This window comes from Mesorhizobium tianshanense (genome assembly GCF_007830515.1).
Taxonomy (GTDB): domain Bacteria; phylum Pseudomonadota; class Alphaproteobacteria; order Rhizobiales; family Rhizobiaceae; genus Mesorhizobium; species Mesorhizobium tianshanense.
This window is the reverse complement of record NZ_VLKT01000095.1, coordinates 1-16862: the sequence shown is the minus strand read 5'-3', so window position 1 is coordinate 16862 and position 16862 is coordinate 1. Positions and strand designations below refer to the sequence as shown.

The 16862-nt window shown below is 63.0% G+C and carries 17 protein-coding genes and 2 pseudogenes; 9 read left to right on the top strand and 10 right to left on the bottom strand.

Translation table 11 applies throughout. The features are described 5' to 3' along the window. From IQ26_RS36865 to msrA, 5 genes and pseudogenes are all read left to right on the top strand, one after another. A pseudogene (locus tag IQ26_RS36865) lies at positions 1–120 on the top strand (IS110 family RNA-guided transposase); the annotation flags it as partial. A gap of 208 nt (positions 121–328) precedes the next feature. Beyond that, positions 329–802: a hypothetical protein gene (locus IQ26_RS36860; RefSeq protein WP_338101656.1), complete on the top strand. Its 474-nt coding sequence runs from the start codon at positions 329–331 to the stop codon at positions 800–802. A gap of 267 nt (positions 803–1069) precedes the next feature. Further along, the gene (locus IQ26_RS36855; protein ID WP_145723275.1) at positions 1070–1780 is read left to right on the top strand and encodes a DUF1223 domain-containing protein; all 711 of its coding nucleotides are present in this window, start codon (positions 1070–1072) and stop codon (positions 1778–1780) included. Positions 1781–1865: 85 nt separating this feature from the next. Next, positions 1866–2150, top strand: a complete 285-nt coding sequence (locus IQ26_RS36850) for a pentapeptide MXKDX repeat protein (RefSeq protein WP_145723274.1) — start codon at positions 1866–1868, stop codon at positions 2148–2150. 172 nt (positions 2151–2322) lie between these two features. Then, the gene (gene msrA, locus IQ26_RS36845; protein ID WP_145723273.1) at positions 2323–3063 is read left to right on the top strand and encodes a peptide-methionine (S)-S-oxide reductase MsrA; all 741 of its coding nucleotides are present in this window, start codon (positions 2323–2325) and stop codon (positions 3061–3063) included. A 47-nt stretch (positions 3064–3110) separates the two neighbouring features. Here msrA and IQ26_RS36840 read toward each other — a convergent pair whose 3' ends face one another. The 8 genes from IQ26_RS36840 to IQ26_RS39360 all read right to left on the bottom strand — a co-directional run bounded on the left by IQ26_RS36840 (position 3111) and on the right by IQ26_RS39360 (position 11541). After that, positions 3111–3836 carry an amino acid ABC transporter ATP-binding protein gene (locus IQ26_RS36840; protein ID WP_145723272.1) on the bottom strand — a complete coding sequence of 242 codons (726 nt, stop codon included), beginning with the start codon at positions 3834–3836 and terminating at the stop codon, positions 3111–3113. Next, positions 3814–4473, bottom strand: coding sequence for an amino acid ABC transporter permease (locus IQ26_RS36835; protein WP_145723271.1), 660 nt, complete (start codon positions 4471–4473; stop codon positions 3814–3816). Before IQ26_RS36835 ends, IQ26_RS36840 begins: the two co-directional genes overlap by 23 nt. 10 nt (positions 4474–4483) lie before the next feature. After that, the gene (locus IQ26_RS36830) at positions 4484–5155 is read right to left on the bottom strand and encodes an amino acid ABC transporter permease (protein WP_145723270.1); all 672 of its coding nucleotides are present in this window, start codon (positions 5153–5155) and stop codon (positions 4484–4486) included. A 40-nt stretch (positions 5156–5195) separates the two neighbouring features. Continuing rightward, positions 5196–5966: a transporter substrate-binding domain-containing protein gene (locus IQ26_RS36825; RefSeq protein WP_145723276.1), complete on the bottom strand. Its 771-nt coding sequence runs from the start codon at positions 5964–5966 to the stop codon at positions 5196–5198. Between the two features lie 249 nt (positions 5967–6215). Continuing rightward, positions 6216–8759 carry a mechanosensitive ion channel family protein gene (locus IQ26_RS36820; protein ID WP_145723269.1) on the bottom strand — a complete coding sequence of 848 codons (2544 nt, stop codon included), beginning with the start codon at positions 8757–8759 and terminating at the stop codon, positions 6216–6218. 133 nt (positions 8760–8892) lie between these two features. Next, a complete protein-coding gene (locus IQ26_RS36815) occupies positions 8893–9897 on the bottom strand; it encodes a cytochrome d ubiquinol oxidase subunit II (RefSeq protein ID WP_145723268.1) in 1005 nt (334 codons plus the stop codon). A gap of 10 nt (positions 9898–9907) precedes the next feature. After that, positions 9908–11266 (bottom strand): cytochrome ubiquinol oxidase subunit I, encoded by a 1359-nt coding sequence (locus IQ26_RS36810; protein ID WP_145723267.1) that lies wholly within the window; start codon positions 11264–11266, stop codon positions 9908–9910. Positions 11267–11376: 110 nt separating this feature from the next. After that, positions 11377–11541: a hypothetical protein gene (locus IQ26_RS39360; RefSeq protein WP_156090977.1), complete on the bottom strand. Its 165-nt coding sequence runs from the start codon at positions 11539–11541 to the stop codon at positions 11377–11379. On the opposite strand from IQ26_RS39360, the gene IQ26_RS36805 reads away from it, so the two are divergent. After that, positions 11535–12461, top strand: a complete 927-nt coding sequence (locus IQ26_RS36805) for an ABC transporter ATP-binding protein (protein WP_145723266.1) — start codon at positions 11535–11537, stop codon at positions 12459–12461. The two genes, IQ26_RS39360 and IQ26_RS36805, sit on opposite strands and share 7 nt — an antisense overlap. After that, positions 12458–13219, top strand: a complete 762-nt coding sequence (locus tag IQ26_RS36800; protein ID WP_145723265.1) for an ABC transporter permease — start codon at positions 12458–12460, stop codon at positions 13217–13219. Before IQ26_RS36805 ends, IQ26_RS36800 begins: the two co-directional genes overlap by 4 nt. A 161-nt stretch (positions 13220–13380) precedes the next feature. Here the strand turns inward: IQ26_RS36800 and IQ26_RS41370 are convergent. Further along, a pseudogene (locus IQ26_RS41370) lies at positions 13381–14405 on the bottom strand (phosphatidylglycerol lysyltransferase domain-containing protein). A 259-nt stretch (positions 14406–14664) separates the two neighbouring features. Between IQ26_RS41370 and IQ26_RS36790 the strand changes: the two are divergent. Both IQ26_RS36790 and IQ26_RS36785 read left to right on the top strand, forming a co-directional pair. After that, entirely contained in the window at positions 14665–15156 is a 492-nt protein-coding gene (locus IQ26_RS36790) for a MarR family winged helix-turn-helix transcriptional regulator (protein ID WP_145723264.1), read from the top strand. Continuing rightward, complete coding sequence (locus IQ26_RS36785; protein ID WP_145723263.1) at positions 15153–15833, top strand: GNAT family N-acetyltransferase; 681 nt, start codon at positions 15153–15155, stop codon at positions 15831–15833. Before IQ26_RS36790 ends, IQ26_RS36785 begins: the two co-directional genes overlap by 4 nt. Positions 15834–16001: 168 nt before the next feature. Here the strand turns inward: IQ26_RS36785 and IQ26_RS36780 are convergent. Next, positions 16002–16862: IS1380 family transposase (locus tag IQ26_RS36780; protein ID WP_145723262.1), on the bottom strand; the 861-nt coding region annotated here is incomplete at its 5' end.

Genomic DNA, 16862 nt, shown 5'->3' with positions numbered 1-16862 from the left:
CGCGGTATGGCCCGAGCCCGAGTTGCTGTTGCCCGCAAGCTCGCTGTCATTCTGCATCGCATGTGGAGCGACGGGACAGAATTCCGCTTCGGCAAGGCACCCGGCCCCGTATCGGCATGAAATAGGGACAACAGACCAACGAAGGAGGAGTTGATTCCACCCGAAAGGGCGTGATCCGGATCGTTCCCGTGGGGACGATGGGCAAGGCGATCTCGTTAGCAGGCACGATCCTGGGACGAACTCTCTCAAGGTCGTTCAACAGATTGAGACGCCTCGCTCTACTGACCCCATCATGCGGCGGCCTAACGTCGACCGCGAAGAGAAGCGAGTGACCCGCGGGGCGACATGGTCCGGAAAAAAATATCAGGAGGAGCTTGACCCCAACGACCCCAATCAGAGAAGCCTGCCCACTGGGGCGATCACCCAGACGAGCGGTAACAAGAAATACCTGACCACCTGCACCAACACCATGTACCCCGCGAACGGCACCGGCGCGGTGGTCGACGTCAGCCTGATGGATGCGCTGTATCTGCAGATGGATGTGCCATCGGCCCAGCTGCCCAGGCTCAAGTCGAATGACACGAACACATCGAACCGGCTGTACATCGACGGCGTTGAAGTCGCGAACGGCGAAAAGGTGGACATCTTCACCGCGGTGCCGTGCGGCCAACCCAGCCAGCAGGCCTGGGAAGACGGCGGAAACGCCGTGCCGGCTCCGGTGTCCAACGCCGATTTCTTCTACACCGTGACCGGCAAGTGCGACTTCAATCAGCGGCCTTCGCAAACAGTGCTTACGCAGTAGGGGGCAGGCGCCTGAGCTGCCAATCTCCCCCCTTGTGGGGGATGGCCGGCAGGCCAGAGGGGGGCGCTGTCCCGCCGGCTTTGCCAGGATCCATGATCTCCCCCCATGGGGGGAGATCGGCTGTCGTGACGGCCTTCGCCAATCTCCAACGTCGCAAAGATAGCCAGCCTTCCGATCACGAAGCGGTGAAGGCTGTAACGAAGCCCGTGGCGGCGGCGAATTGTGGACATGGCCGGCAACCGGCCCCCGCCGCAACGGAGACCCTAGATGACCGGATCGAAAGCAAAACCCGGCAAGGCGTGGCTGGCCGGCGCCGGCGCTGCCCTGATCGCTCTCGCCGCGACCGGTGCTGCCTTGGCCCAGACGCTCACCGTGGTCGAGCTGTTCACCAGCCAGGGCTGCTCGTCCTGCCCGCCGGCCAACGCCAACCTGATCAAGGTCAAAGACCGGCCTGACGTGCTGGCGCTCTCCTTCAACGTCACCTACTGGGACTATCTCGGCTGGAAGGACACTTTCGGCAGAGAGGAATTCACCCAGCGCCAGGTCCGCTACGAGCCGTCGCTCGGCCGCTCGGGCCCGTTCACGCCGCAAGTGGTGGTCAATGGTAACGCCGACGCGGTCGGCGCCCGGCCCGGTGAGATCGAGCAGCTGATTTCGAGCAGCAGCAGCGCGAAAGGGCCGTCGCTGTCGCTCGACGGCGGCAAGATCGCCATCGGCGCCGGCGCGGTGCCGGGCGGCAAGGCCGATATCTGGCTGGTGGGCTACCGGCAGGGCGTCATCGAGGTGCCGGTGGCGCGCGGCGAAAACACCGGACGCACGCTGCCGCATGCCAATGTCGTGCATTCCCTCTCCAGGCTTGGCGCCTGGACCGGCGACGCCATCGCGCTGCCACTGCCGGCCGCCGCGAGCGGGCTCAGCACCGCGGTGCTGGTGCAGGTGCCGGATGGCGGGCCTATCCTGGCCGCCGCCACCAACTAGACTCTCGAGATTTGCGCAACGCCGCATGAGCGGCGCCGCACATGCCGGCCGCATCAGCGCGCCATCAACCCCAGAGGAGACCACCATGACCAACCGTCTGACCCTGCCGGCGCTTGCCTTCGCGCTTTGCTCGACGGCACTTTTTGCCGGCGGCATCGCCCGCGCCGAGGATGCGATGAAGCCTGCGGACCCGATGGCCACGGATGCGATGAAACCCGCCGACGCCATGGCCACCGACGCGATGAAGCCGGCCGACCCGATGGCCGCCGAGAAGATGAAGGAGTGCATGGACAAGGCAGCCATGGAGACCGACGCGATGAAGAAGGATGAGGCAACAAAGGCCTGCGACGCGATGGGCATGGCCAAGTAGGTCTGTCCGGCCCCGGCAGCCCTGGGGCCGTTCCCTCCAGGCCGGGGACGGCCCTTGCGGACTGCGAGGCAGCCTGACCCGGACGCAACGCAATGCGCCGGCGCACGGCAATGTGAGGCGCCGGCGGACCGTTCTGTCGTATAATTGTTAAACTCATGCATGGAGATCCGACATGACCTGCATTGAAAAACCCGCCGCGAAACGATCGACGAGCTTCGCCAGGAGCGCGCTTGCGGCACTGATCCTCGCGGCGGCCGGCGGCCCATTGTGGCAGACGCCGGCAATCTCGGCCGAGGAGGCGGTGGTGATCCCGCCGCCGGCGATGGACGAGAAAGCCGCCGGCGGCACCGCGAAGGCGGTCTTCGCCGGCGGCTGCTTCTGGGGCGTGCAGGGCGTGTTCCAGCACGTCAAGGGCGTAACCGGCGCCGTCTCCGGCTATGCCGGCGGGACCGAGGACACCGCTGTCTACGAGACGGTCGGCACCGGCCGGACCGGGCACGCCGAAGCCGTCGAGATCACCTACGAACCGTCCAAAGTGACCTACGGCCAGTTGCTGCAGGTGTATTTCTCGGTCGCGCACAACCCGACGCAGCTGAACTACCAGGGTCCGGACCGCGGCCCGCAGTACCGTTCGACGATCTTTGCCGAAAGCGACGCGCAGAAGAAGATCGCCGAGAGCTACATCGCCCAACTCGACAAGGCCAAGGTCTTTCCAGAGTCGATCGTGACCACGCTGGAGACCGAAAAACCCTTCTATCGGGCCGAGGACTATCACCAGGATTTCCTGACGCTGAACCCGACCTATCCCTACATCGTCTACAACGACCTGCCCAAGGTAGAGAATCTGAAGACGCTATTCCCCAGCCTGTACAGCGACAAGCCGGTGCTGGTGCTGGCCGCCAACAAGAGCTGATTTTTTGCGACGCGCTTAGGAGCAGCGATCAGGGCAACAATGCCTGCTTACTGCACGCCCAGGAACTGCTTGAGCTCCGACGTCCTGGGATTGGCGAAGACGTCCTCGGGCGCGCCGATCTCGTGGACGCGGCCCTGATGCATGAAGACGACGCGCGAGCAGACGTCGCGGGCGAAGCGCATCTCGTGGGTGACCATCACCAGCGTCATGCCTTCCGCGGCCAGTTCCTTGACGACGGCCAGCACTTCGGCGACGAGTTCGGGATCGAGCGCCGAAGTGATCTCGTCGCATAGCAGCGCGATGGGCTGCATCGCGAGTGCCCGGGCGATCGCCACGCGCTGCTGCTGGCCGCCGGACAGTTCGTCCGGCAATGCGTCGAACTTGTGGGCGAGACCGACGCGGTCGAGCATTTTTCGCGCGACCGCTTCGGCGTCCTTTTTCGGCGTCTTCTTCACCACCATCTGCGACAGCATGACATTGCCGCCAGCCGTGAGATGCGGGAACAGGTTGAATTGCTGGAAGATCATGCCGACCTTCAGACGCAGCGCCTTGAGATGCGTCTCGTCGGGCAGGAACTGGGCACCGGCGACGACGATCGAGCCTTCATCGATGGTCTCCAACCCGTTGATGCAGCGCAGCAGCGTCGACTTGCCCGAACCGCTCTTGCCGATGATGGCGACGACCTCGCCCGGCGCGATGTCGATGGAAATCCCCTTCAGCACCTCGTTGTCGCCGAAGCGCTTCTTCACCTCAGTGATTGCGATGAGCGACATTGAGCTTCCTTTCCAGGAGCTGGCTCGACTTCGACAGCGGCCAGCACAAAGCAAAGTAGATGAGCGCGACCAGGCCATAGACGGTGAATGGCTGGAACGTGGCGTTTGTGACGATCGAACCGGCCTTCGACAGTTCGACGAAGCCGATGATGGAGGTGAGCGCGGTGCCCTTCACCACCTGCACCGAGAAGCCGACCGTCGGCGGCACCGCCACTTTCAGCGCCTGCGGCAGGATGACGTAGCGCATCTGCTGGAGATAACCCATTCCGAGGCTGGCGGACGCCTCCCATTGACCCTTGGCGACGCTCTCGACGCAGCCGCGCCAGATTTCGGCGAGGAAGGCGGCGGTCCACAGGATGAGCGCGACACAAGCGGCAAGCCGCGCGGGAACGTCGATGCCGAACAGGCCAAGCCCGAAGAAAGCGAGAAAAAGCTGCATCAGGAGCGGCGTGCCCTGGAACAGTTGGATGTAGCCGCGTGACAGAAGCCGCATCCAACGCCGGCCGCCGATGCGCAGGAAAAGCAGGACCGCGCCGACGATGCCGCCACCGATGAAGGAGACCAGCGAGAGCAGAACGGTCCAGCGCGCGGCCAAAAGCAGGTTGCGCAGGATGTCCCAGAAGCTGAACTCGATCATGGCGCATGCCTCATCGCGACGCCTTCCTTGGAAACAGCATCCCGCCCAGGCCGGCCAGCAGCTGGCGCAGCAGGATCGCGAGCGCCAGGTAGATCAAGGTGGAGACGATGTAGGTTTCGAAGGCCCTGAAATTGCGCGACTGGATAAAGTTGGCGGCGAAGGTCAGGTCCTCGGCGGCAATCTGCGAAACGACGGCCGAACCCAGCATGACGATGACGATCTGCGACGACAGCGCAGGCCAGATGCGCTGGAGCGCAGGGATCAGAACCACGTACCAGAAGGCCTGGAACGGGGTCATGGCGAGGCTCGCGCCGGCTTCGAACTGGCCGCGTGGCGTGGCCTGGATGCCGGCGCGGATGATCTCGCAGCTGTAGGCGCCGAGGTTCACGATCATGGCAAGGTTGGCGGCGGTCAATTCCGACATCCTGATGCCAAGCGACGGCAGGCCGAAGAAGATGAAGAAAAGCTGGATGAGGAAGGGCGTGTTGCGGATCAGCTCGACATAGGTCGCGACGACGGGCCTCAGCCACTTCGGCCCGAGCGCGCGTACCCAGGCGCAGGCGATGCCCAACGCCACGCCGAACACCGCGCCGATCAGGATGAGCTGCACGGTGATCCGGATGCCCTTGAGCAGCACCGGCAGAGAAACGATCAACCAGCCGAAATCGAACTGATAGGTCATGGCTTGCTGTCTGACCTAGACCACACGCGGCGGGCGGCGATCACAGCTCAGCCGGCAGGTCCACCTTCAGCCATTTTTGCGAAATCGCGTTGAGGGCGCCGTCGGACCTCGCGGCGGCGATGATCCCGTTGATCTTGGCCATCAATGCCGGCTCGTCCTTGTTCAGGCCGATGTAGCAAGGCGAGTTCTTGATCAGGAATTTGAGTTCGGGCCGCTTGGGCGGGTTCTTTTCTAGGATGGCGGCGGCGACGACATTTCCGGTCGCGATCACCTCGACCTGGCCCGAAAGGAAAGCGGAAATAGTACCGTTATTGTCCTCGTAGCGCTTGATCTCGACGCTAGCGGGCGCGACCTTGGTCAGTTCGAGGTCTTCGATCGCACCGCGGGTGACGCCAACGGTCTTGCCGGCAAGATCTTCCGCCTTGGCGACCGCGACATCCGCCGGTGCGAACACGCCATTGTAGAAGGGCGCGTAGGCTTCGGAAAAGTCGATGACCTTCTCGCGATCGGGATTCTTGCCGAGGCTGGATATGACCAGGTCCACCTTGTTGGTCTGAAGGTAGGGAATGCGGTTGGCGCTGGTGACCGGGACGATCTCGACCTTGGCGCCAAGCTTTTCGCCAATCAGATTGGCGATGTCGATGTCGTAACCCTGCGGCGTCATGTCGGCGCCAACGCTGCCGAAGGGCGGGAAATCCTGCGGGACGGCGACGCGGATGGTGCCCCGCGCCCCGATGTCGCTCAGGGCGTCAGCCCGCGCCTGCGGAGACGGAGCGATGGCCATTACGACCACGGCGGAGAAGGCCAGCATGCACGCATTGCGACGGTTCATTATTTTCCCCTTTGACTGAACAAAACCGATTGGTCGTCAGGGCAAAGCAACAGACGTGCCAAACCATCGAAATCAGCGCGTATCGGGGCTTTTCCAACAGGGTTGGGAATTTCTCATCACGACCCGATGCCACCCGACTGGCAGGCAGCCTAAATATTGTGCAGATAGTTGGTGCGGCAGATTTGGCCTCGTGTGGAGCGGATGCACGTCGCTCCAATGCCAGGTCCGCTATTTGCGCCAGGGCAAGCTCCAGCCCAGCTTTTCCTGTGTTGCGATGGCCTCAGTCGATGTCGGGGCAGGCTCCATCTCGCGGTAACGCACCGAGCCCTTCGGCGGGTAGGCTCGAGTGTTGTTGAAGGTGAGCTTGTCACGCTGGCTGAAATCGGGGAAAGGCAGGTTTTCTGCCTCGCGCCAGTCGCTGACCCGTTTCTCCGCGGCGACGCGCTTTTCCTCGTCGACCGGAAGATCGGCGACGCTGTACTCCAGCTGCGAGGGGAACGCGAACTGCGCGCCGGCGTCGTCCATGATGTTGATGATGGACAAAAGGATGTCCTCGCGTATGGCGAGGAACTCGGACCCGTCCGCAGTCATGATGTAGGTGGACACCTCGATGTCGAGCGAATAGGGGCCGAAGCCGACAAAGCGCACATGGCACGGATTGTCGATGACGCGCGGATGCGCGATCAGCAGCTTGCGCAACTCGGCCAAGGTATAGCGCAACTGGTCGGGCGTTGTCTCGTAGCGCAGCTGCAGCGTCGTCGCGAAGCGGGTACGATCGCGATGTGCGCAATTTTCGATCTGCATGCCGGCGAAGTCCGAATTCGGCACCGAGATGACGGTGCGATCGAGCGACCTTATGCGGGTCGAGCGCATGCCGATATGCTCGATGGTGCCCGACTGGCCGCCGAACTTGCAGAAATCGCCGACGCTGACCGGTCGGTCGGCATAGAGCGTCAGGCCGGAGAGGAAGTTCTGCAGCGTCGGTTGCGCCGCCAGCGCCACGGCGAGACCGCCGATGCCGAGGCCAGCGATGACGCCTTCGTAAGGGATCGCAAGCACTTCGGCCAACAGCAGGAAGGCAACGACCAGCACGGCAACGCGCGCAACGCCGGTGGTCAACGAAATCAGCGTGTCGTGATAGCCGGGTGCCGGCCACATCCTGCGGTAATGGTCGGCGATCCTGCCGATGAGTTGCCAGACCACCGGTACGAAGCCGATCACGATCAGGCTCCAGGCCGCCGCCTTTACTGGTGCTGCGACCACTTGCGGCAGGCCGAGCGGGCGCAATGCCACCAAAAGGAAAAGGCCGAGGAAGATCGAGCGCACCGCCCATTCGACGACGCGTAGGAAGGCCGAGCGCTGCGAACGGTTCTGGCTGGGCGCAAAAAAGGAAATGACCGCATTGGCGATGAAGCCAAAGGCAATGCCGGCCAGCACTGCGAGGCCAAGCACCCACCATTGCCAGCGTTCCATCGGGCCGGCGCGGGTGAGCAGGCCGGGGCTGATCTCGCGGGCCAGGCTGCGCGTGGCGAAGAACGGGTCGCCGCTGGCGAAAGCGGCGAACTCCGGCGCCACCGGGACGTCCTCCACGTCGGCATAGAGCGTGCGGATGTTGGCGAGCGTCTCGGGCGTGAATTGCCAGATCTTGCCCTTGTCCGTCTCGACCGGGCCGACGACGATGTTGCCGGACGGATGCTCGAAATAGACATAGGGCGTGTTGCTTTTGGGATCGTCCGGAATTTCCTGCCAGTAGACATAGCCGATACGATCGATGACCTTCTTCAGATAGCGCTCGAGAAGGAACGCCTCGTCGGCGCGAACGGCCGGATTGTAGTCGCGCAGATTGAGCGCCGCCTGCGCGGTGTTGCCAGCCTCGGTGACGCCGCTGAGCAGCACCTTGAACGTATCGCGCGGCGAGGCCAGCTTGGCTGGATCGTCGACCCAGTCGACGGCTTCGCCACGCGCCGCCTGGAATTCGGCGAGCTTGGCCTGAAGCAGGCCGAGCGGCGGACCGACGATGAACCACTCGCCTTGTCTGCGGCGGAAAGTGACTTCGAAGGAGGCGTTGGTGTCATGCTGCTGAAGCCTGGTGCTCACCTCGTCGCCCGTGCTCGCGTCGCGCGGCAGGCTCCACAGGCGGATGGTCGCATTGTCGATGACGTTGAACAGAAGCTTGGTGTAATCGGGCATGTTGAGGTCGCCACGGTCGGCCTCGGCGACATCGATCAGCCCTGCCGCCCGAGCGGCGAGGCCCATGCCGCCGCCGGTTGCCCGCGGCACATTGTCGGCGCCGCTCTCGTTCATGGTCTGCAGGAAAGAGCGCATGGTCGTCATCGGGCTGGTCTGGTCGACGCGGATGTCCTCGACGGCGCTGACGCGCACGCCTGTCCACCATTCGGCGGTGGCGGATTCGAAGCGCCCCATGAAGCTCTCGCCGTCGGGCGACTGAACGAAGACGAAAGCGCCCTGGCGATCGCCCTCGAACCAGCGTCCGACAAGGTTATTGCCCTCAGCCTTCGCCTCGATGCGGCCGTTATAGAGCGGGTAGACGCCTTTCACGTCGGCGCCGGTCTGCTCGAAGGTGATCTCGGCGCCGGCGCCGCGCCATTTCGTATCCCAAACGCCGGCCCAGTTGGCCATCTCCTGGGCATGCGCCTGTTGCGGAAACGGCAGCAGGCCGGCCAACGCAAGCGCGCCGATCAGAGCGACCATGCGGATCAGGATCAAGACCAGCCGATCTTGTCTCGCTGATGCGACGGGGACACCGCTCATTGCATTGTCCTTCTTCTTGCCCGCCGCAGCAGCGGGCCGGACTCTGTCGAAGAAGGGTTATTGCCCCGGAAGGTGAATATTCTGTTTCCCGCGACACCGCGGTCTCATCGGGAATCCATCGCGTTGCTGTCGGTCAATCGTAGGTCAGATCCGTCGCCTTGCCGCCGAAGACGCGGTAGGCGTAGAACGAATAGAAGATGATGATCGGCAGCACGACCACCGTGCCGGCTAGGATGATGGCGAGGCTTTCGGGCGCAGACGCCGCCTGCCAAATGGTCAGCCGGTCGGGCACCACGAAGGGATAAAACGACCACGCGAGGCCGGCGAAGCCCAGCGTGAAGATTGCGGCCAGCGTCAGGAATGGCGTCAGCGCATGGCGGTCGTCCGCCTTGGGCAGATGGAATGTCTGTCGCCACAGCCACAGGAACAGCACCGCCGACAGGATCGGCAGCGGCGACAGATAGATCATGGCGGGCCAGACGAACCATTTGTCGAAGATGCGCGGACTGGCGAGCGGCGTGGCTAGCGAGACGGCGACCATGCCGAGCGCGGTCAGCACCAGCGCCCGGCGCAGCCAGAGCACCGCCTTCTTCTGCAATTCGCCTTCCGTCTTGTAGATGACCCAGGCTGCGCCCATCGCCGCATAGGCAGCGGCAAGGCAGAGTGCCACCAGCGCGCCAAAGGCGATACCGCCGAGGCCGACATCCAGGCCGAGCACATAGATCCCCAGCATGTAGCCCTGCGCCAGCGAGGCGATGACCGATCCCAGGAAGAAGATGCGGTTCCAGCGATGCTTCCTGCCGGCCGGCACCTTGGCACGAAAATCAAAGGCGACGCCGCGCAAGATCAGGCCGACAAGGAGCAAGAAGACCGGAATGTAGAGGGCGGTGAGGATGGTGCCGTGCGCCAGCGGGAAGGCGACCAGCAGCAGGCCGACGGCCAGCACCAGCCAGGTCTCGTTGGCGTCCCAGAACGGGCCTATTGCCGCGATCATCGTGTCCTGCTCGGCGTCTTCGGCGGCCGCAAACAGGATGCCGATGCCGAGATCGAAGCCGTCGAGGATGACGTAGATCAGGATGGCAAGGCCCATCAGGCCGGCGAAGATGAGGGGGAGCAATGTCGGCCAGGGAAGCGTCATCACCGTTCTCCTACTTCGCCGCCGGCTGCGACAGCGCCGCGTTCATGACGCCGGGCAACGGCGAGGCGTCGCCGTCCTTCGCCGCTTTCAGCGCCAGATGCACCAGCACGCCGAGATAGGCGATCAAGAGCAGCGCGTAGAGGATGAGATAGACCGCAAGCGACAGCGCGACCTGGCTGCCGGCGACCGGGCCGACGGCGTCGGCGGTCTTGAGCACGCCGGTGACCAGCCAGGGCTGGCGGCCGATCTCGGTGGTGTACCAGCCGGCCAACGTCGCCAGCCAGCCGGACAGCGCCATCGGCACCATCACCAGTGCCAGCGGCTTCGGCAGGCTGTGGCGGCGCCTCAGGAAAAAGGCGGCCGACCAGGAGACGACGAGCATAAGAACCCCGACGCCAACCATGATACGAAAACCCCAGAACACCGGAAAGACCGGCGGGTGGTCGCCGGCATAGTCGTTCAGCCCCGGCACGACGCCACTGGCGCTGTGCCTGAGGATGAGGCTGGCCCCGTCGGGGATGGTGAGTTCGAATCTGTTCTCCCTTGCCGCTTCGTCTGGAAGCGCGAAGAGGATCAGCGGCACATTGGGGCCGGTGTTCCAGTTGGCCTCCATGGCGGCGATCTTCTGCGGCTGATGCTCTAGCGTGTTGAGGCCATGCTGGTCGCCGGCGAAGATCTGGACGGGGATCAGGACCGCCGCGGTGAAGACACCGGTGCGTAATGCCTTCCACATCGATTCCGAGCGGTCGCCATAGAGATAGCGCAGCGCCGACAGGCCGGCGATCAGGAACGAAACCGTCAAGCCCGAGGCAAGCAGCATATGGACGAGCCGGTAGGGCATGGACGGGTTGAAGACGATCGCCCACCAGTCGGTGGCGTGCGCTACGCCATCGCGCATCTCGAAGCCGACCGGCGTCTGCATCCACGAATTGAGCGCGATGATCCAGAAGGCGGACAAAGTGGTGCCGCCAGCCACCAGCACGGTTGCCAGCGTGTGGATGCGGTTGGAGACGCGGCGAAAGCCGAACAGCATGATGCCGAGGAACGCTGCCTCGAGGAAGAAGGCGGTAAGGACCTCATAGGCGAGCAGCGGGCCGGCGATGTTGCCGACGGTCTCCATGTAACCGGGCCAGTTGGTGCCGAACTGGAAGCTCATGGTGACGCCCGAAACCACACCCATGGCGAATGACAGCGCGAACACCTTCACCCAGGTGAAATAGGCGCGCATCCAGGCGGAATCGCCGGTGGCGTTGTAGCGAAGCTTGAAGAGCAGCAGCACCCAGCCAAGCGCGATGGTGATAGCCGGAAACAGGATGTGGAACGAGATGTTCGCGCCGAACTGGATGCGCGACAACATGAGCGGGTCCATGGCGGGCTCCGGCTGCGATTATATCAAAGAAGATATGCCGGATACGTCAAACGTCAAAGCGGCGTGGCGTCACGCGAGGCGGAACGCCGCAGGGTCAAGGGATCTTGGGGTCACAGGACATGGAAATGCAAATTTACATCTTCCGACCGGTCTCTTGCGCCGCCAATGTCCAGAACTGTCAGGAGTACCATTGACTTCCGGCTGCGCGCACCGACATTCAGCGGACCAAAAATCAACAGTTCTCCTTTCAAGCAGCCGTTTTTCAGCCATGCCATCCATCATTTCGATTTCCGGGGTCACCAAGACCTACGCCACCGGTTTCAAGGCGCTGAAGGAGATCAATCTCGATATCGAGCGCGGCGAGATCTTTGCGCTGCTCGGGCCGAACGGTGCCGGCAAGACGACGCTGATCTCGATCGTCTGCGGTATCGTCAACCGCTCGTCGGGCACGGTCACCGTGGACGGCCACGACATCAGCCGGGATTATCGGACCGCGCGCAGCCTTATCGGGCTGGTGCCGCAGGAACTGACCATCGACGCGTTCGAGAGCGTGTGGGCCACGGTCAACTACAGCCGCGGCCTGTTCGGCAAGCCGGCCAACCACGCGTTTGTCGAGAAAGTGCTGCGCGACCTGTCGTTGTGGGACAAGAAGGACGCCAAGGCGATCACCCTGTCCGGCGGCATGAAGCGGCGGCTGATGATCGCCAAGGCGCTGTCGCACGAACCGAGGGTTCTGTTCCTCGACGAGCCGACGGCCGGCGTCGACGTCGAGCTGCGCCAGGATATGTGGGAGATGGTGCGCCGGCTGCGCGAGGATGGCGTCACCATCATCCTGACCACACACTATATCGAGGAGGCCGAGGCGATGGCCGACCGGGTCGGCGTCATCAACCGCGGCGAGATCGTGCTGGTCGAGGACAAGGCCGAACTGATGCGCACGCTTGGCCGCAAACGGCTGTTGCTGGAACTGCGCAGCCCGCTCGCCACCATACCCGAGACGTTTTCGCGCTATGCGCTGGAGCTTTCGCCGGACGGTGATCGACTGACGTACACCTATGACAACCAGAGCGAACGGCCGGGCGTCGCCTCGCTGCTCCGCGATCTCGAAGCGGCTGGTATCCAGTTCCGCGATATCGACACGCAAAACAGCTCGCTCGAGGAGATCTTCGTCAATCTGGTGAGGAAGGACGCATGAACCTGCGAGCAGTCTGGGCGATCTACAAGATGGAGATGGCGCGCGCCTTTCGGACCGTGCTGCAAAGCATCGTATCGCCCGTCATCTCGACATCGCTCTATTTCGTCGTCTTCGGCTCGGCCATCGGCTCGCGTATCACCGAGATCGACGGCGTCAGCTACGGTGCCTTCATCGTGCCGGGGCTGATCATGCTGTCGCTGCTGACGCAGTCGATCTCCAACGCGTCCTTCGCCATCTATTTCCCGAAATTTGTCGGCTCTATCTACGAATTGCTGTCGGCGCCGGTATCTTATCTGGAGATCATCATTGCCTATGTCGGGGGTGCGGCGACCAAGTCGATCATACTCGGCCTGATCATCCTGGCGACCGCAGGGTTGTTCGTGCCGCTGACCATCGAGCATCCGGTCTGGATGCTCGCCTTCCTGGTGCTGACGGCGGTCACCTTCAGCCTGTTCGGTTTCATCATCGGCATCTGGGCGAAGAGCTTCGAACAATTGCAGTTGGTGCCGCTGCTGATCATCACGCCGCTTACCTTCCTTGGCGGCAGCTTCTATTCGATCGACATGCTGCCCGGCGTCTGGCGCACGGTGACGCTGTTCAACCCCGTCCTCTATCTGGTCAGCGGCTTTCGCTGGAGTTTCTACGGCAAGTCCGACGTCTCGATCGGCATCAGCCTCGGCATGACCGTCGTTTTCCTGCTTGTCTGCATAGCGATCGTCGCGTGGATCTTCAGGACCGGCTACCGGCTGCGGAACTGACGAATCCAACTTCGTCATCCCGGGGCGGAGCAGGAGCGAAGCGACGTCGCGCAGACCCTGGGATCCATGCCGGAACCCTAACCGAAGAGTGCAGCGGAGCAGAATTCTGCACCGCAGCGGCACTTTGAAGTCACGGGATCTTGGGGTCTGCGCCGCGTCGCTCAGATCGCCTTGATCCGTCGGAGCAACTCTAACATCTCGACGAAGGTCCCCTTGCGGAAAGCGACATAGGTCGGCTCCTCGATGCCGTGGAAGCGGCGTTTGAAGGCAGCCTGTCCCTGCAGGTTGAATTTGCGGCGATTGATCCATGGCGAACCATAGGCGCGCTGGAAGGCGGTGCGCCAGAAGTCGCTTCGGCAAATCCGCTGGGTCCGATGTCGACAAGCGGCGACAAGCCGGGCGTGACGACGGAGATGCCTTGCTCGCGAAAGCGGTCGACCGCGAATTTGGTCAGGCCGATCTCGGCATGCGCCGTGGCATTGACATGCTTACGCTTGAACGAGGTGGCGTAGCCGATCACCTTGCCGCCGCTGAACAGAGGATCGAAGTCGAGCAAAGCAACGAGCTCGCCATCCGGGCCATGCAGGACGAAGCGGCGCATGTCGACGCCAAGAATGATCGTCAAAGGGGCGGTTGAGGAAGGTCATCTCCCATCGCTTGGCGATGCGGTCGGCCCGCCAATTCTGCGAGAGCCGCCGGATCTCGTCGAGAAGGATGGTGCGCTTGTCCTCGGCAAAGGAGAATCCTTCTTCAAGAGCCAGCGCTCGGAGTAGCGCACGGTTTCGTTGCGCTTTCCGGAAAAGTCGTGGGCGGGCAGGAGCAGCCGCATTTCGACACCGAGACGATTGACCCGGTACCCAAGTTCGGCCAGAACGCGCGCCGTTGCACGAACCAGGGGTCGCCGGCACTTTCGACGAAGCTCCTGATGTGGTCGGGCCTGTCGGGCGGGCGAACCACCGGATCGCCGAGCGCGAAATGCTGCTTCATCTTGGTGCCGATGGCGATGTAGCCGGTCGGCATCGCCGAAATAGGATAGGTTGCGCTGGACGGCGGTCGAATAGGCGAGCGAAAAATCGCCGTGCCGGCGGACCAGCGCTAGGCGCTCAATATGCGTCAGCTCTTGCCGGGTGACCTTGGGCGCAGCGCCTTCGAGCAAGCGATCGAAATGGGTGCGCAAGGAGGACATGATCGAGATTCCGCGTGCCGCTTGAATAATGGAGGCCGGCCCACGGCCTCGAATCAGTCGCCTTGGCGCGATTGACTACCGATCATATCGCGCAAGAGCCATATAGGATGCAATCAGCGCCGACTGAAGGGAAATCTCCAAATGGCGGCGGCTCCATCCTGGAGTTATCAGCCGGATCGGATTGCATTACGACCGCGTCCTTTGACTTTCTATGCATTGTTATATATCATGTTATTAATCAGCATGGGACGCGTTGATTATGGAAGATGTCATACGGTCTCTTGGCTTCCTGTGCCTGGGCAGCAGGTTGAAGCGTATAGGCGAGCAATTGCAGTCGGATACGCAGCGAGTGCTCGATCGCCTGGATGTCCCGGTTCAGTCGAGCCAGTATCCGCTCCTGGCCGCGCTCGACAGGCTGGGGCCCCTGCCAGTTGGTGAACTGGCACAGGCTCTTGGGATTGCGCAGCCGGGCGTCACACGAAGCGTGAAGCTTCTGGCCGAACTGGGATTGGTCGAAGTCAGCCAGTCGAACAATGACCAGCGGCGCAGGATTGTCTCGCTCACTCGGAACGGTCGACGGCTCGTCGATGCCGCGAAGCGCGACGTCTGGCCACGCATCGAGAAAGCCGTCGCGGATTTGTGCGCAGACCTTTCGGGGCCGCTTCTCGATCAACTGGCCGCAATCGAGGACGGCATCGCTGCGGCTCCCATCGACCGTCGTGTGGGAAAGGCCGTGGGTGCCGTGCAATGAAACATGTCCTCGACCGTCCTGTCTGGAGCGCGCTCGGGACACGACACAAGGCCTTCGCGCAAGGTGACAACCTCGCCAGGCGATATCCGTCGTCGATCGTCCCGTTCGCTGCCACCGCCGCGAACGACACCGAAAGCCTACGGGCGTTCGATAGGCTTGTTCCACCAAACGATAGCGTGATCATGCTGCAGGCGGGTCCCATTGCCCTGCCTGATGGGCTATCCGCGATCTCGGCGGCTTCCGGCGTCCAGATGGTTGCCGAACGGTCATTGCAGATCGTGTCCGACGAGCGTGTGCAGCGTCTGACGCAGCACGATGCAGCCGAGATGCTCGCCTTGGCGTCTCTCACCAAACCCGGCCCGTTCACGCTCGGGGCGTTTAGTCTCGGGGATTTCTGGGGCGTGAAGATCAAGGGCAGACTTGTGGCGATGGCCGGTGAGCGCATGAAGCAACCTGGCTATACCGAGCTTAGCGGGGTGTGCTCACATCCGGACTTTCGCGGCAGCGGCCTGGGCAGGTTGCTGTCCCTGTTCGTGGCAAATCAGATCGCGGCGCGCGGCGAAGTTCCCTATCTGCACGCCTACGCCACCAACGCAGCGGCTATAAGATTATACGAGTCCATTGGCTTCAGGTTGAGAAGCACCATGAATGTGGCCGTGGTTCAGCGCACCGACTAACCCGCTTTTCTCACCGCATCTGGCGTTAGGCGGTGTTTTGGCCTGGCCAGGCGCTGGCATCGTGTCCCGATCCCGAAGACAAGCGCAATCGGCGCCGCGTGGGTGCGGCGATTTGAGCTTGTGCAATGTATCCTCTGTTGTTGGCGGGAGGGTTCGGGTCCTGCGGCGTCATCGGGCCGCGGCGCGTATTCGGGCGTGTGCCAGTGCGAATTCGTCGGCGTAGGGACACGCCGAAGCCATCGCCACCTTGATGCGCCGTACCGAGACGCGGACCTGCGCACCGATCTTCAGCAGCTTCAACCTGATCGTGCCGCAGGTGGCCTCGGCGAGCCGGGTGTGGGCGAGGCCGAGGCGGCGCAAGGCGCAAATGAGCACGTAGGCAAACGAGGCAAACCAAAGTCGCAACTGATTGGCGCGCATGGTGTGGGCACTGGTGCGGTCGGCGTAGAGGTCGAGCTGGCACTCTTTGATGCGGTTCTCCATGTCGCCGCGCGCGCAGTAGAGATCCTCGTAAAGCGCCCGTGCCGCCCAGCGCTCCGGCTTGAGGGATGTCACGATAAAGCGCGGATTGGCACCCAGCGTCGTCCACTCGGCCTTGGCCACGACCCGCCTGCGGCGGGACCAGCTGTCTTTCGTCGACCACAGGAAGTCGCGGAAGACGCGTGTGGCCTGGCCGCTTGCCCTGCAAGACTGGCAGGCTTCCGCCAAGGCCGGGGCGATCTTCGTTTCCAGCCGCTCGTTGCGGGCGACCCCGAAGACATAGTCGACGCGGTTTTGCTCGCACCAGGCCATCAGCGCCTCGCGGGCAAAGCCGGAATCGGCGCGCAGGATGATGCGGACCCGGGGCCACGACTTGCGGATTTGGGTCACGATTCGCGCAACCTCCTCGATCGCTCCCTTGCTGGCGTCGATGTTGGAACGCCTGAGCTTTGCCGCCAGCAGATGCCGGCCGCAGAAGACGTAGAGCGGCAGGTAGCAATAGCAGTTGTAGTAGCCGTGGAAGAAGCGGCCTTCCTGCTGGCCGTGCAG

What these genes read in the sequence shown, in the direction of transcription:
- IQ26_RS36810 (WP_145723267.1), bottom strand. Translation starts at nt 11,266, where the DNA reads ATGGACCCGCTCATGTTGTCGCGCATCCAGTTCGGCGCGAACATCTCG.
- msrA (WP_145723273.1), top strand. Translation starts at nt 2,323, where the DNA reads ATGACCTGCATTGAAAAACCCGCCGCGAAACGATCGACGAGCTTCGCC.
- IQ26_RS39360 (WP_156090977.1), bottom strand. Translation starts at nt 11,541, where the DNA reads ATGGCATGGCTGAAAAACGGCTGCTTGAAAGGAGAACTGTTGATTTTT.
- IQ26_RS36850 (WP_145723274.1), top strand. Translation starts at nt 1,866, where the DNA reads ATGACCAACCGTCTGACCCTGCCGGCGCTTGCCTTCGCGCTTTGCTCG.
- IQ26_RS36840 (WP_145723272.1), bottom strand. Translation starts at nt 3,836, where the DNA reads ATGTCGCTCATCGCAATCACTGAGGTGAAGAAGCGCTTCGGCGACAAC.
- IQ26_RS36800 (WP_145723265.1), top strand. Translation starts at nt 12,458, where the DNA reads ATGAACCTGCGAGCAGTCTGGGCGATCTACAAGATGGAGATGGCGCGC.
- IQ26_RS36830 (WP_145723270.1), bottom strand. Translation starts at nt 5,155, where the DNA reads ATGACCTATCAGTTCGATTTCGGCTGGTTGATCGTTTCTCTGCCGGTG.
- IQ26_RS36835 (WP_145723271.1), bottom strand. Translation starts at nt 4,473, where the DNA reads ATGATCGAGTTCAGCTTCTGGGACATCCTGCGCAACCTGCTTTTGGCC.
- IQ26_RS36805 (WP_145723266.1), top strand. Translation starts at nt 11,535, where the DNA reads ATGCCATCCATCATTTCGATTTCCGGGGTCACCAAGACCTACGCCACC.
- IQ26_RS36785 (WP_145723263.1), top strand. Translation starts at nt 15,153, where the DNA reads ATGAAACATGTCCTCGACCGTCCTGTCTGGAGCGCGCTCGGGACACGA.
- IQ26_RS36820 (WP_145723269.1), bottom strand. Translation starts at nt 8,759, where the DNA reads ATGAGCGGTGTCCCCGTCGCATCAGCGAGACAAGATCGGCTGGTCTTG.
- IQ26_RS36825 (WP_145723276.1), bottom strand. Translation starts at nt 5,966, where the DNA reads ATGCTGGCCTTCTCCGCCGTGGTCGTAATGGCCATCGCTCCGTCTCCG.
- IQ26_RS36855 (WP_145723275.1), top strand. Translation starts at nt 1,070, where the DNA reads ATGACCGGATCGAAAGCAAAACCCGGCAAGGCGTGGCTGGCCGGCGCC.
- IQ26_RS36815 (WP_145723268.1), bottom strand. Translation starts at nt 9,897, where the DNA reads ATGACGCTTCCCTGGCCGACATTGCTCCCCCTCATCTTCGCCGGCCTG.
- IQ26_RS36790 (WP_145723264.1), top strand. Translation starts at nt 14,665, where the DNA reads ATGGAAGATGTCATACGGTCTCTTGGCTTCCTGTGCCTGGGCAGCAGG.